At 41.6% G+C, this 13,212-nt stretch carries 12 protein-coding genes; 3 read left to right on the top strand and 9 right to left on the bottom strand.

The annotated features are described in order from the left end of the window. Positions 1 to 5: 5 nt before the first annotated feature. Complete coding sequence (locus GFB47_RS06360; RefSeq protein WP_153447220.1) at positions 6 to 413, bottom strand: hypothetical protein; 408 nt, start codon at positions 411 to 413, stop codon at positions 6 to 8. Between the two features lie 335 nt (positions 414 to 748). On the opposite strand from GFB47_RS06360, the gene aqpZ reads away from it, so the two are divergent. After that, positions 749 to 1,453 carry an aquaporin Z gene (aqpZ, locus tag GFB47_RS06355; RefSeq protein ID WP_153447219.1) on the top strand — a complete coding sequence of 235 codons (705 nt, stop codon included), beginning with the start codon at positions 749 to 751 and terminating at the stop codon, positions 1,451 to 1,453. A 170-nt stretch (positions 1,454 to 1,623) separates the two neighbouring features. Here aqpZ and GFB47_RS06350 read toward each other — a convergent pair whose 3' ends face one another. Then, positions 1,624 to 1,809, bottom strand: a complete 186-nt coding sequence (locus tag GFB47_RS06350) for a hypothetical protein (RefSeq protein WP_153447218.1) — start codon at positions 1,807 to 1,809, stop codon at positions 1,624 to 1,626. A 144-nt stretch (positions 1,810 to 1,953) separates the two neighbouring features. Continuing rightward, the gene (locus tag GFB47_RS06345) at positions 1,954 to 2,646 is read right to left on the bottom strand and encodes a DUF2786 domain-containing protein (RefSeq protein ID WP_153447217.1); all 693 of its coding nucleotides are present in this window, start codon (positions 2,644 to 2,646) and stop codon (positions 1,954 to 1,956) included. A 251-nt stretch (positions 2,647 to 2,897) separates the two neighbouring features. Between GFB47_RS06345 and ydiJ the strand changes: the two genes are divergently transcribed. Continuing rightward, complete coding sequence (gene ydiJ / locus GFB47_RS06340) at positions 2,898 to 6,116, top strand: D-2-hydroxyglutarate dehydrogenase YdiJ (protein ID WP_153447216.1); 3,219 nt, start codon at positions 2,898 to 2,900, stop codon at positions 6,114 to 6,116. An 86-nt stretch (positions 6,117 to 6,202) separates the two neighbouring features. On the opposite strand, the gene artM is transcribed toward ydiJ, so the two are convergent. From artM to GFB47_RS06310, 6 genes are all read right to left on the bottom strand, one after another. Next, positions 6,203 to 6,877: an arginine ABC transporter permease ArtM gene (artM, locus tag GFB47_RS06335; protein ID WP_153447215.1), complete on the bottom strand. Its 675-nt coding sequence runs from the start codon at positions 6,875 to 6,877 to the stop codon at positions 6,203 to 6,205. Then, the gene (gene artQ, locus GFB47_RS06330; protein WP_153447214.1) at positions 6,874 to 7,575 is read right to left on the bottom strand and encodes an arginine ABC transporter permease ArtQ; all 702 of its coding nucleotides are present in this window, start codon (positions 7,573 to 7,575) and stop codon (positions 6,874 to 6,876) included. The genes artM and artQ overlap by 4 nt, the downstream gene beginning before the upstream one ends. Positions 7,576 to 7,670: 95 nt before the next feature. Continuing rightward, on the bottom strand, positions 7,671 to 8,402 hold the full coding sequence (locus GFB47_RS06325) for an arginine ABC transporter substrate-binding protein (protein ID WP_153447213.1): 732 nt from the start codon (positions 8,400 to 8,402) through the stop codon (positions 7,671 to 7,673). A gap of 63 nt (positions 8,403 to 8,465) precedes the next feature. Next, positions 8,466 to 9,194 (bottom strand): arginine ABC transporter ATP-binding protein ArtP, encoded by a 729-nt coding sequence (artP, locus tag GFB47_RS06320; protein ID WP_325076687.1) that lies wholly within the window; start codon positions 9,192 to 9,194, stop codon positions 8,466 to 8,468. 337 nt (positions 9,195 to 9,531) lie between these two features. Beyond that, on the bottom strand, positions 9,532 to 10,245 hold the full coding sequence (locus GFB47_RS06315) for a DUF3581 domain-containing protein (protein ID WP_153447211.1): 714 nt from the start codon (positions 10,243 to 10,245) through the stop codon (positions 9,532 to 9,534). Positions 10,246 to 10,525: 280 nt separating this feature from the next. Then, on the bottom strand, positions 10,526 to 10,828 hold the full coding sequence (locus GFB47_RS06310; protein WP_153447210.1) for a hypothetical protein: 303 nt from the start codon (positions 10,826 to 10,828) through the stop codon (positions 10,526 to 10,528). Between the two features lie 456 nt (positions 10,829 to 11,284). Here GFB47_RS06310 and thrS point away from each other — a divergent pair, with 456 nt between their 5' ends. Next, positions 11,285 to 13,210 carry a threonine--tRNA ligase gene (thrS, locus tag GFB47_RS06305; RefSeq protein ID WP_153447209.1) on the top strand — a complete coding sequence of 642 codons (1,926 nt, stop codon included), beginning with the start codon at positions 11,285 to 11,287 and terminating at the stop codon, positions 13,208 to 13,210. Positions 13,211 to 13,212: the final 2 nt, after the last annotated feature.

Here is a 13,212-nt window from a genome sequence, read left to right as displayed (position 1 = left end):
AAGCATTAATGCATATTGCGAGTTAAGGTTTGTTGGATTGCTTGGCTAATAAAGAAGACTTCGCAACCAGTTTGCTGCGCTTGTAATTCGATTTGCTGGCGCTCTTGGTGACTAAATTCATCACCGGTCACAATCGCGCTGGCATTATTGATGGACAGAACTTTCATGATCACGTCTTTTTCACTCATCACTTGAGATGACTTCATCTTGATCACTTTTTTGGCCTCAATATGAAACATGTGTAATTCGCTGACGGTAGGCAGAGCCACTTGGTCAGTAAATATAATCCATTTTTGTTGTTTGGCTAAGATGGCTAAGCGAGCAAACAAAGGGCTACTGGCTGAATACGTTTCTTCATTTGCCGCCAAAATGTGTGAGGTTGATGCTTGATTGAAATTCGTTTGGGTCAACATAGTACTGTCCATATATCCATACTGTATGCATATACAGTACTTGTGTTTTTATGATTGATCAAGTCAAAAATTGAACTATTTATGACCATCTGTGATGACAATCACTTTTTTAGTGGTGCTTTTTAAAAACTAAGGTAAACTTTTCATATAGCTAACTTGCTAATATTTCAGTAATTAATGAAATGTAGTCTTTAGCTTAGATTTGATTGCAGTCTCGATTGTGATTTCCGATAAATGTTTAGGATAGGACTAGAGCTTGCTCGCTAGAATCACTTAGCAGTCTAAAAGAGGCAAAGTTCTTGAGCGGTTATTTTTTAAAACAAAGGAATTATAAAATGAATAAATATTTAGCAGAATGTTTTGGTACGTTTTGGCTAGTACTTGGCGGTTGTGGTAGTGCTGTATTAGCTGCGGGCTATCCTGAACTGGGTATAGGTTTTGTTGGGGTGGCACTGGCCTTTGGTTTGACGGTATTGACCATGGCATTTGCGATTGGTCATATTTCAGGTTGTCACTTAAACCCAGCGGTTTCTATCGGTCTTTGGGCGGGTGGTCGTTTTCCGGCAAACCAACTTTTACCTTACATTATTGCGCAAGTTGCTGGTGGTATTATCGGTGCAGGTATCCTTTATCTGATCGCATCAGGTAAAGCCGGATTTGATCTTGCGGGTGGTTTTGCATCAAATGGTTACGGCGCTCATTCTCCAGACGGTTATTCTATGATGGCAGTATTGGTGTGTGAAGTTGTAATGACAATGATGTTCTTAATCGTGATCATGGGCGCAACCGATAAACGCGCACCTGCAGGCTTTGCCCCAATCGCGATTGGTTTATGTCTAACCCTTATTCACCTTATCTCTATTCCAGTCAGTAATACTTCTGTTAACCCTGCTCGTAGTACTGCGGTGGCGGTTTTTGTGGGTGATTGGGCAACGTCACAATTGTGGTTGTTCTGGGTTGCGCCAATCATTGGCGGCATTCTAGGTGCGCTGATCTACCGCGTTATTGCTTGTGAAAAAAACGAAGCGGCAGCAGCATAATAAATTCGAGAGTCATGAAATTTTGGTCATGACGGTTTGAATGGAGATGAAAATCAACACTGAACGGTTTTCATTGTTGTGTTGTTAAAAATAAAAAAGGCGCTGATGACTTTCCATGAGAAAGAATCAGCGCCTTTTTAATGTGTGTAACATAGCTGAGTTTGTGCGGTCTAATTCAGACGGGTTTGTTTGGCGCGTAAAGCCAGTTCAGCCAAATTAAATTGTCGTACGTCGATTTTGGCTAAGTCATGACAACCTGTACAAGAATGGTTGCTGATCCCGTCGACATAATCTAAGCGAACCAAATTGTCAGTAAACTGTTTACACCAATCGCATGTTCCGTGTTTATTTTCCATTTTCTTCCTTGTTGTTATCACTCGTCGCTAGTGATAATGCGTTATTTGTATTTCAAAAAAGCGCCATTAAGCGGTAGCGTTTAAGAGACTGCTGGCGACTAGAGCCCAAGATTAAATTATCGTTCTCAATCTTGGATGGTTGAATTATTCGATTAACTTTTTATTTTGTTCGTTGCCTGTGCCATCAATAGGGCGGTTGACTGAAATTTTCCGACCTTTCTTTAATCCAACTTCATAATCGGCAGTGAAGTTATTCATCGCCTCTCTTAACTGTTGCTTAAAGGTTTCGCGATCGATGTTGGCAAATTCTTTATCAATGTAGTTATTGATCTTATTGGCCGAATCATCATCGGGTGCGATTAATGGTAGCTTTTCTAATGCGCCTTCAATCCAACCGGAAACAAATGAATTCACCCGACGAGTCACTTCTGCGCTGCTAGTACCAGAACCCGAAAAACTATTGCGAAATTGCCCTGTATGCTCATTCATTTCTCTATAAACGATATCAAAAGCAAACGCTGCAAAAATAGCGCGATCGGCTTCTCCAATAAACTCGACACGTTTTAATCCTTTATGGTTGAGCAATACTGCCTCTACGCCAAAACGAGTGTTGATACCGCGAATAATACGCAGCAAGTTAGAGCTAATATTGGCGGGTAATAAATGACTAGACTGAGTTTTTCCGAGCTTAATGAAATCAATATCGTCTTTATCTAAGCCATATTTTAGCATTAGATTATGGGCCATTTTGATTGCTTGCGCGGCCTCATTCACATTGGCTGAGTTACCAAGTTCAAGACATTTAGCTATTTTTTTAAGCGCTTTTTGTTTAGACATTCAGTTTGGGCTATTTATCGAGTAAGGAAAATGAGCCGAGCATTCTACCGTTTTTCGTGTCCTTTATAAAGCTGAACTGCATTTTGATATCACAATCTTGCTCTGAAAAATCAAAATTATCTATTCCTAACACTAACTTAAATGTTGTAAAGTGAAGGAATTCATAAAAACATCCGAATCCCACATGGAATGGGTAACGCAGTGTTGCTAATCAATACTGTGATGACGTTAGGATAGGGAGCAGAAACACAATGGTCGTTAAACACGATAATGCCACCAACACTGAAGCGACAAGCAAGGACACTTCATCAAATGCCGGCAATAATAAACGCGCGTTGCCAGCCCTGACACAGAGTTATTCTGTCGATCCTAAAGTTGCGACATATCTTGAAGAACTCAAACAATCGGGCTTTGACGGTGATATTGAGCAAACCTATGCCAGCCGTTTGGCTATGGCGACTGATAACAGTGTGTATCAGCAATTACCGCAAGCGGTGGTGCATCCTAAACATACTCAAGATGTTCAATTAATTGGCCGAGTGGGCGCGCAAGACCAATATCAGAGTGTGACCTTTTCTGCCCGTGGTGGCGGTACGGGGACTAATGGCCAATCCTTGACCAAAGGCATCGTGGTCGATATGTCTCGCCACATGAATAAAGTTCTCGAAATTAATGAAGCGCAAGCTTGGGTTCGAGTGCAATCTGGGGTGGTGAAAGATCAATTAAATGATGCGGTGCGTCAATATGGCTATTTCTTTTCACCCGATCTGTCTACCAGTAATCGAGCGACAATTGGCGGTATGGTGAATACCGATGCTTCCGGTCAAGGTTCGCTAAAATACGGCAAAACCTCGGATCATGTGTTATCACTGCAAGCGGTCTTTGCCGATGGGTCTGTGTTTGATACCCAAGGTGACACTCAACCTGAATTTGACACTCTTGCCAGTAAAGCGCTGCTTGCAACCGAGCAAATCTGCCGTGAAAATCGCGCGGCGATAGAAGCAAAATTCCCACCACTGAATCGCTTTTTAACGGGTTATGATCTCAAGAATGCGTTGCAATTTACACCCGTAACCAGTGGATCTGAGCCAGAAGATACACGCACCGAACAAGGCGAGTTTGATTTAGCTCGGGTGTTGTGCGGCGCAGAAGGCTCATTAGCTTTTATTACCGAAGCCAAACTGAACCTAACTAAAATTCCTAAAGCGCGCACTTTAATCAATGTGAAATACAACTCATTTGACGCTGCGTTACGCAACGCGCCATTTATGGTACAAGCGCAAGCGCTCTCGGTCGAAACCATTGACTCCAAAGTATTGAATTTAGCCAAGCAAGATATTGTGTGGCATACCGTCAGTGACTTACTGACCGATGTCGAAGGCAAAGACATGCAGGGTATCAATATTATTGAGTTTGCCGACCCGAGTGAAGCTAAAGTGCATGGGTTGGTCGAAGATTTGGTGGCGACACTAAAAATCAAACTTGCAACCGAACAAGGCGGCATTATCGGTTTTCAAGTGTGCAGCGATTTGGATAGCATCAACAAAATTTATAATATGCGTAAAAAAGCGGTGGGTTTACTTGGCGGCGCAAAAGGTCGAGCCAAACCGATCGCGTTTGCCGAAGATACTTGTGTCCCTCCAGAAAACCTTGCCGATTATATTGCCGAATTTAGAACTTTACTCGATGGTCAATCGTTAAACTATGGCATGTTTGGTCATGTGGATGCGGGTGTGTTGCATGTGCGTCCGGCGCTCGATTTATGCGACCCGGAACAAGAAAAACTGATGCACCAAATTTCGGACGATGTGGTCAAGTTAGTGGCCAAATATGGCGGTTTAATGTGGGGTGAGCACGGTAAAGGTTACCGCTCTGAATATGGCCCTGAATTTTTTGGTGATGAGTTGTTTATGCAACTTCGCCGCGTGAAAACGGCCTTTGACCCACTCAATAAAATGAATCCAGGTAAGATTTGTACTCCGGTCGATAGCGACGATCAGTTGGTGAAAGTTTCGGATACCAAACGAGCATTTTATGATCGTCAGATCCCGGTTAATGTTCGTGATAGCTTTAATCAAGCGATGGATTGTAATGGTAACGGTTTATGTTTTAACTACGACGTAAACTCTCCTATGTGTCCATCGATGAAGATCACCGCCGATCGCCGTCATTCACCCAAGGGCCGTGCTGGTTTAGTGCGTGAATGGTTGCGTCAGTTAACCGAGCAGGGGATTGATGTTTTAGATCTCGAGCAGCAAACCTTAACCCAATCAACGTCAATTAAAACCATGATTGACCGTATTCGTCACAGTATAAATAAGAAAAAACAGTACGATTTTTCTCATGAAGTGTACGATGCGCTCAATGGCTGTTTAGCTTGTAAAGCTTGCGCCAGCCAATGTCCGATCAATGTCGATGTTCCTTCGTTTCGTTCGCGTTTTTTAAATCTCTATTATTCGCGTTATCAACGTCCGGCCAAAGATTATTTAGTCGCCAATATCGAAAGCTTGTTACCGCTAATGGCCAGCGCGCCTAAAGTGGTCAATGGCATGTTAGGGATGAAATGGGTGCAGAGTTTAACCAAGGCAAGCATTGGTTATATTGATACCCCGTTATTATCCGTGCCAACCCTCAAACAACAGTTATCTCAAAAGCAATGGGATAGCCGTTTTAGTTTGTCGTATTTACAAGCGTTATCAGAACAAGAAAAACAAGACTATGTGCTGGTGGTACAAGATCCGTTCACCAGTTATTACGATGCACAAGTGGTGTCAGATTTTGTTGCTCTGGCGGTTAAATTGGGCAAAAAGCCAATCATTTTACCGTTCAAACCCAATGGTAAAGCGCAGCATATTAAAGGTTTCTTAAAGCAATTTACCCAATCGGCCACCACCACCGCTGAGTTTTTAAATGATATCGCGAAATTGGACATTCCTTTAGTGGGGATCGATCCTGCGATGGTGTTGTGTTATCGCGATGAATATAAAGAAGTGCTGGGTGAACAAGCCTGTCAATTTAGGGTGCTGTCGGTGCATGAGTGGCTACAACCTAACCTAGAGTGCTTTAACTATGTAAAACCACCTGTTATGCAGGATGTCGCGCAGCAGCACAGCAGTGATATACAAGCACAGCAAAATCAAGAGAGCTTAACTTGGTATCTATTCTCGCACTGTACGGAAAAGACCAAACTGCCTAATGCTGAAAAAGAGTGGGGGCAGATCTTCCAACACTTTGGCGCTCAGTTACAAAGTATTGCGGTAGGATGTTGCGGCATGGCGGGAACGTTTGGCCATGAAGCGGATAAGTTTGATATGTCACAAGGGATCTATCAACTCAGCTGGCAACCGAACTTAAATCGATTGCCTAAGGAACGATGCTTATCGACTGGTTATTCTTGTCGTAGCCAAGTGAAGCGTTTTGAAGGTGAGAAATTACGCCACCCACTGCAAGCCTTGTTGTCGATACTGTAACGAGAGTAAATCAAATTAAAAGCCTAGACTGAGATAATTCAGTCTAGGCTTTTTTGATCATCAAATGATTTAGATTGCGATTATTCTTAATGGCCAGTATTTTCAAACGCGAGCACTTTCTTTTCGACTTGTCTGAAAATTAAAGACAAAGCGCCATTCACCACTAAATAGAAAGCACCTGCAATGCCAAACACCACCAAAGTGTCGTAGGTTTGGGCATTAATGCGTTGCGCGTAACCCATTAAATCCATAATAGTGATGGTACTGGCAAGTGATGTGCCTTTGAAGACTAAAATCACTTCGTTGGAATACGCTGGGATCGCGCGACGAATGGCATAAGGAAGTAACACGCCGAGGGTGGTTTTGGTGCTCATACCTAACGCGCGACAAGCTTGCCATTGACCTGATGGAATGGCATCAAATGCGCCTTTAAACAGTTGAGTACTATAAGCGGCAGTATTAAGCGCTAACGCGAGCATTGCGCAAAACCAAGGCTGGCTTAACCAATTCCACGCGATGCTATTTTTGATCACCTCAAATTGCCCTGGGCCGTAATAGATTAAGAATATTTGCACCAAAAGTGGGGTGCCAGTAAATAAAGTAATTAAAGCGCGACTCAACCAGTGGATCACCGGAGTACGAGTGATCAGACTAATGGTCATTAAGAGCGAAAGGGTGCAACCCACCAGCAAAGCGACGACAGTTAACTCAAGGCTAGTTTGTAAACCGGTGACAAGTTGCCAAATATGTTGTTCATTCATGCTTTGGCTCCGGTTTTGTTGTTATTTATGCTAATGGTGTTTTCTTGCAGTTGGTATTTGTTATTAATGACTTTAACCACGCGTTGTGTGATCAACGTGATCACAAGATACACCATGGCTGCGGTGGCATACCAAGTGAAACTTTGATGCGTGGCTGCCGATGTTAATTGTGCTTGCTTTAATAAATCGGTGACGCCAATTAATGACACCAATGCCGTATCTTTTAATAGTACTAACCATTGATTGGTTAAACCCGGTAGGGCATGGCGGATCGCTTGAGGTAACACAATGCGAATAAAAACTCGGCTCTTACTTAAACCTAAAGCATTCCCCGCCTCTTTTTGGCCCTTAGGTACGGCTTTTAATGCCCCACGTAAGCTTTGGGCGGCGTAAGAGGCAAAGATCAACGAGAGTGCAATCACACCAGATAAAAAAGGGCTAATTTCAACATAGTCGCCAGTAATATAAAAAATCACTTGGCTAGAACCAAAGAAAATAAATAGTACGACTAAAAGCTCAGGTAAACCTCTGATAATGGTTACTAGCGCGGTCGTTGGCCATGAAATCAGGCGCAAACGAGACATCTCTCCACCAGCAAATAATACTGCGAGTAGAAGACCGACCGCTAAACTGCTGAACGCCAATTGAATGGTCAGCCAACTGGCGTTAACCAAAGCAAGAGAATAACCTGAAAGCATTTTTTATTTCCGTTTTACTGATATTTGATCCCGATGAACTTAGTTGGGATAAGATTATCGGCAACTAAGGTTCATCGGGTAATGGGGTTTATTTGTTATTTTGCAAAGTATTGGTCAAAGATTTTTTGATACTGACCATTGGCTTTGATGGTTTTTAATGCTGCATTGAGTTGATCGACTAATGCTTGATTGTCTTTATTGACTGCAATCCCAAAACCATTACCAAAATATTGTTTATTGGTCACAGGCTTACCGACATAAGCGAGCTTGTCGTTACCTTTAAACCATTCTGCCACCACTGCGGTATCACCAAATACGCTATCGATACGACCATTTTGCATATCGATAAACGCATCTTGGTAACTGGCGTAAGGTACCGCGGTGACGCCGGCCATTTGATCAACTAAATAGCTTTGATGAGTTGAACCATTTTGCACCCCGACGCGTTTGCCATTGAGCGCGGCTTGGTCGGCGACTTTGCCCTTATTCGAGACAAATGCAGCAGCATTGTCGTAATAAGCGTTGGTAAAGGTGACTTGTTTTTGACGAGCATCGGTAATATCCATCGCTGAAATCGCGGCATCATAACGTTTGAATTTTAATGCAGGGATCAAGCTATCAAAGGCTTGGTTATGGAAAGTACAGCTCGCCTTGATTTCAGTACATAGCGCTTTGGCTAAGTCGATATCAAAACCTTGAATTTGGTTACTATCATCCATGTATTCAAATGGTGCATAAGTCGCTTCTGTTGCAAATTTCAGCTCTTGTTGGGCAAAAGCATGAGTAGAAGTAAGCGCGATGAGACTGGCTAAAAGAATTTTTTTCATTGTATAACTCCATTTATATCTGTGATTTTTATCATTTGCACCTACATAGGTACGAAGAAATAATTAATGTTGTAAGTAATGTTTAAAAGCGTCGGTTTTAGGGCTGGTGAAGCTGGATTTATCTCCGTATTCCACCACATAACCTTTTTCTAAATACAGTAAATGTGAGGCGATTTTTTTGGCGAAATCGACCTCATGGGTCACCACCACTTGAGTGATGCCAGTGCGGCTTAATTCTTTAATGATATTGACAATTTGAGTGGTGATCTCTGGATCTAACGCCGCAGTAGGTTCATCAAATAGTAATACATCCGGTTTCATCATTAATGCTCGAGCAATGGCGACACGTTGTTGTTGACCACCAGAGAGTTGCAGCGGCCAAGCATCGGCTTTATCTTCTAATTGAAGTTGAGTCAAAATGGCAATTGCTTCTTGTTTGGCCATCTCTTTCGTTATACCAAGCACTTTAATTGGCGCTTCAATTAAATTATCGAGCACACTCATGTGAGGCCATAAATTGTATTGCTGAAAAACCATGCCGACTTTTTTGCGTAAGCTTAAGCCGTCTTTCTCAGAAATATTATGGTTAAAGTCATAAGTGGTGCCAGCAACATTAAGTGAACCGCTGTCGGGTAATTCTAATAAATTCAAGATCCGAAGTAGGGAGCTTTTACCCGCGCCACTTGGCCCTAGCAATACTAAGGTATCACCGGATTGACATTCGAAGCTCACATCGTGCAAGACTTGAGTCGAGCCATAGAATTTGTTGATTGCGTTAATTTGAATAGTCATGCTCTCATACTGCATTAATTGTCACTAGCTAGATATACTAATCAGTACGCCATATTATGCAAGAAAAAATTGTTTAAAATAAAGAGTCAAGACGAACACCCTAAAATTGGCGAATAAACAGCCCGATTATACGACATTTGTTATGCTGATGTTTCAGGGTTGTTTTTATATTGATGCTTATTGAGTGAAGTTTTAGAATTGAAAAAAGAAAAGGCAATGAATAAAAAAAGCCAAAGAGCTTTAACTCTTTGGCTTTTATTTTGAATGCTACTGGCAGTTAACATAAGATCTAAGCTATGAATAGCGTCAGACGTCATTGATACATTTGATCATGTAATTACTGTGCCGCTAAATAAGCTTCTTTGCGTTTATTGAAAATGTCGACAAAATAGTTGAGTTCTTCACTACAAAAAGGTTTTAAGCCACTCGCAATCATGCGTTTCACCCCTCGACCAACGACTTCACCTTGTTCTTTAAAGGCGAAATTTAACGTTACAATTCCTCGTTTGCCGGAAACATCAAAACTGGCGCCTGAAAATTCAACTTCAGGATGGGTCAAATCTAAACGAGAAAATTCAATATCCATGCTTTCATAGATCACTAATGGGCGCTTGCAGTTAAACATCTGCTGTTGCTCTTCCATTAATGGCACCATAATGTGCGGGAAGTTTCGACCAGAAAATTGAACGTAATTAGTGACAACATGTTCGATAAAAACATCATTGTTACAAACCTTACCTTCATGGTGCATGTGTAAGTACTCTTTGCCTTTATCATCTAAAAGTGCAATCTCGTTAGCCGTAGTTTCCTCTATATGTAGAGGGACACCATCTGCAACCATTCCTGAAAAGCGAAAACTCATTTTTTCGCTGATGCCTTTTTTCTGTAATAATACGGCAAATAATAGATCGCCAGGAATACAGAAGCGCTTACTATCTTCATCGTGAATAGGATTGAAATCGCCAGCTACTCTTTTGGCAAACTTGCTCGCTTGATCACGAGTAAACTCGAAGGTATTGCCTTCCGTGGATACATAAGGTTTTAAGAACATAAATCACTACTGGTAATAAAAACAGCCGCGATTATATATGACTATTCAATATAAATGGTCATTCCAGTGAAAATAAATGTGAAAAAACAGGTCATCTAAGCGGGATTTTGGAGCGTTACGAGGTTTAGGCAGAAAATCTCAGGCATTTTGGCGTTTATGCAGCCCTGAAACTTAAGCTTAATCGGGAAAGAGGAAACACTTTGTGTAAGGGTATGGTACGAAAAAGATATTCTGCTAAAAAGGCATACTGGAAAGAGTGTAATGAATTCACGGTATTAAATTAGCCAGAACGCTCGATAGGATAAATATTGCAGTACAGCTCTTTTTCAAATTGACGTTCCAATGTTTCACGCCAGTTTTTTGCATCGGTGAGAGGGATCAAGATAAAATGTTCTCGGGCAGTATCAGTAACGAAAGCGATATTAAAGCGCATAAGTTCATAATGAGTATCGTGTACAAAATCCAAGTTAAAGGATTGGCGACCAGTCAAATGCATAATGTCCTCGCGACTGAGAGTCACCCCTTGTTTTTCTTGTAGGAATTTATTTTTTAACCATGATGCAAACTCTTTTGCACTGACCATAGATTCTTCCTTGTCACAATGAACATTCTAAAATTAATCGGTTTTATTTATTATCACTTTTTCGTTGTATTATTTCGTTTAGGAAAAATGTGTGATTTACTAACTAATCATTAACAACTTTAGACAAAAATATCTTAATTCACCAGTTTATAATCAAACTAATTAGAGTTGTCGTAGAGGTAAAAAGTAGCCAAATCATTTACCAAACTCAATAAGTGGATGTAATAGCCTCCTAGGAAGATGATTAATAGTGAGTAATTATTTTTATTGCGCGAGAACACTTTCAATTTTGAGCAATTTCCTTACAATATGTCGCTTAACTTTTGTGTGGCTACTAATGGGTTTAAAACATAGTATCCATAGTCGAGGTTGAAAACATTAACTTACTCATTAACGAGTGAGCTTCAATAAATCATGTGCTACTTGGTATGTGGCACCACTGTAATAGGACAAATCATGCCTGTAATTACTCTTCCTGATGGCAGTACTCGCCAATTCGACAACGCTGTATCTACTATGGATGTTGCACTTTCTATCGGTCCTGGTCTTGCAAAGGCTACGATTGCTGGTCGTGTAGACGGTAACCGTGTGGATGCGTGTGACTTAATTGAAAACGATGCGAGCTTACAAATCATTACTGCTAAAGATGAGGATGGTTTAGAAATCATTCGTCACTCTTGTGCTCACTTGCTTGGACATGCAATTAAGCAATTGTTCCCAGAAGCAAAAATGGCGATTGGTCCAACTATCGACCGTGGCTTTTATTACGACATCGATCTTGAGCACTCATTAACTCAAGACGATCTTGATGCGATCGAAAAGCGCATGAAAGCGTTAGCCAAAACCAAATATCAAGTCGTGAAAAAGAATGTTAGTTGGCAACAAGCGCGCGATACGTTTGAGTCTCGCGGCGAAGAATACAAAATTGCAATCTTGGACGAAAACGTTGCTCGTGACGACCGTCCAGGCTTATACCACCATGAAGAATATATCGACATGTGTCGTGGCCCTCATGTGCCAAATATGAGCTTCTGCCAAAACTTCACACTACTTAACGTAGCAGGGGCTTACTGGCGTGGTAACAGCGACAATAAAATGCTGCAACGTATTTACGGCACTGCATTTGCTGATAAAAAACAATTAAAAGAGCATCTTGTTCGTCTAGAAGAAGCCGCTAAGCGTGATCACCGTAAAATTGGTAAGCACTTAGATTTATTCCACATGCAGCAAGAAGCGCCGGGTATGGTGTTCTGGCATCACAATGGTTGGTCAATCTTCCGTGAGCTAGAAGTCTTTGTGCGTGAAAAACTGACTGAATACGACTACCAAGAAGTAAAAGGTCCATTAATGATGGATCGTGTGCTTTGGGAACGTTCTGGCCACTGGGATAAGTACGCTGATGCGATGTTCACCACTTCTTCAGAGAACCGTGAATACGCGATCAAACCAATGAACTGCCCAGGTCATGTACAGATCTTCAACCAAGGTCTGAAATCTTACCGTGATTTACCACTACGCATGGCAGAGTTTGGCTCTTGTCACCGTAATGAACCGTCTGGCGCATTACACGGCATTATGCGTGTGCGTGGTTTTACTCAAGATGATGCCCATATCTTCTGTACTGAAGAGCAGATCCAAGATGAAGTGATCCAGTGTATTAAGATGGTTTACGATGTCTATAACACTTTCGGTTTTGAAAATATCGAAGTGAAATTATCTACTCGCCCTGAACAGCGTGTAGGCAGTGATGAGATCTGGGATAAATCTGAAAGCGATTTAAAACTTGCCTTAGAATCAATGGAAATTCCATACGAAATTCAAGAAGGTGAGGGTGCATTCTACGGACCGAAAATTGAATTTACCTTACATGATTGTTTAGATCGTGCATGGCAATGTGGTACAGTACAGCTCGATTTCAATTTACCAGGCCGTTTAGGTGCCACTTACGTTGGTGAAAGTAACGAACGTCTCGTTCCTGTTATGATTCACCGTGCGATTTTAGGGTCACTTGAGCGTTTCATCGGTATTTTGATCGAAGAATATGCCGGTTTCTTCCCAACTTGGTTAGCGCCAGAACAGGCTGTGATCACGGGAATTACCGATAAACAAGCCGATTATGTGCAACAAGTTGCACAAAAATTGCAAAAATCTGGCTTTAAAGTGAAAGCGGACTTGAGAAATGAGAAGATAGGCTTTAAAATCCGCGAACACACATTAAAGCGTGTACCGTACATCCTCGTTTGTGGTGACCAAGAAATGGAAGCTGGCGAAGTCGCAGTACGTACTCGAAAAGGCACAGACCTCGGTAAATTCAAAATTGAAGATTTAATTTCATATCTTCAAACCGAAGTTTCAAGCCGTAAGCTCAATCTGGAGGAATAACC

Source organism: Vibrio algicola, from assembly GCF_009601765.2.
In the GTDB taxonomy this organism is placed as follows: domain Bacteria; phylum Pseudomonadota; class Gammaproteobacteria; order Enterobacterales; family Vibrionaceae; genus Vibrio; species Vibrio algicola.
The sequence above is the reverse complement of the archived record's forward strand: the minus strand, read 5'-3'. Positions and strand labels throughout refer to the sequence as shown.

What these genes read in the sequence shown, in the direction of transcription:
- aqpZ (WP_153447219.1), top strand. Translation starts at nt 749, where the DNA reads ATGAATAAATATTTAGCAGAATGTTTTGGTACGTTTTGGCTAGTACTT.
- GFB47_RS06315 (WP_153447211.1), bottom strand. Translation starts at nt 10,245, where the DNA reads ATGTTCTTAAAACCTTATGTATCCACGGAAGGCAATACCTTCGAGTTT.
- ydiJ (WP_153447216.1), top strand. Translation starts at nt 2,898, where the DNA reads ATGGTCGTTAAACACGATAATGCCACCAACACTGAAGCGACAAGCAAG.
- artM (WP_153447215.1), bottom strand. Translation starts at nt 6,877, where the DNA reads ATGAATGAACAACATATTTGGCAACTTGTCACCGGTTTACAAACTAGC.
- artP (WP_325076687.1), bottom strand. Translation starts at nt 9,194, where the DNA reads ATGACTATTCAAATTAACGCAATCAACAAATTCTATGGCTCGACTCAA.
- GFB47_RS06310 (WP_153447210.1), bottom strand. Translation starts at nt 10,828, where the DNA reads ATGGTCAGTGCAAAAGAGTTTGCATCATGGTTAAAAAATAAATTCCTA.
- GFB47_RS06360 (WP_153447220.1), bottom strand. Translation starts at nt 413, where the DNA reads ATGTTGACCCAAACGAATTTCAATCAAGCATCAACCTCACACATTTTG.
- GFB47_RS06350 (WP_153447218.1), bottom strand. Translation starts at nt 1,809, where the DNA reads ATGGAAAATAAACACGGAACATGCGATTGGTGTAAACAGTTTACTGAC.
- GFB47_RS06345 (WP_153447217.1), bottom strand. Translation starts at nt 2,646, where the DNA reads ATGTCTAAACAAAAAGCGCTTAAAAAAATAGCTAAATGTCTTGAACTT.
- GFB47_RS06325 (WP_153447213.1), bottom strand. Translation starts at nt 8,402, where the DNA reads ATGAAAAAAATTCTTTTAGCCAGTCTCATCGCGCTTACTTCTACTCAT.
- thrS (WP_153447209.1), top strand. Translation starts at nt 11,285, where the DNA reads ATGCCTGTAATTACTCTTCCTGATGGCAGTACTCGCCAATTCGACAAC.
- artQ (WP_153447214.1), bottom strand. Translation starts at nt 7,575, where the DNA reads ATGCTTTCAGGTTATTCTCTTGCTTTGGTTAACGCCAGTTGGCTGACC.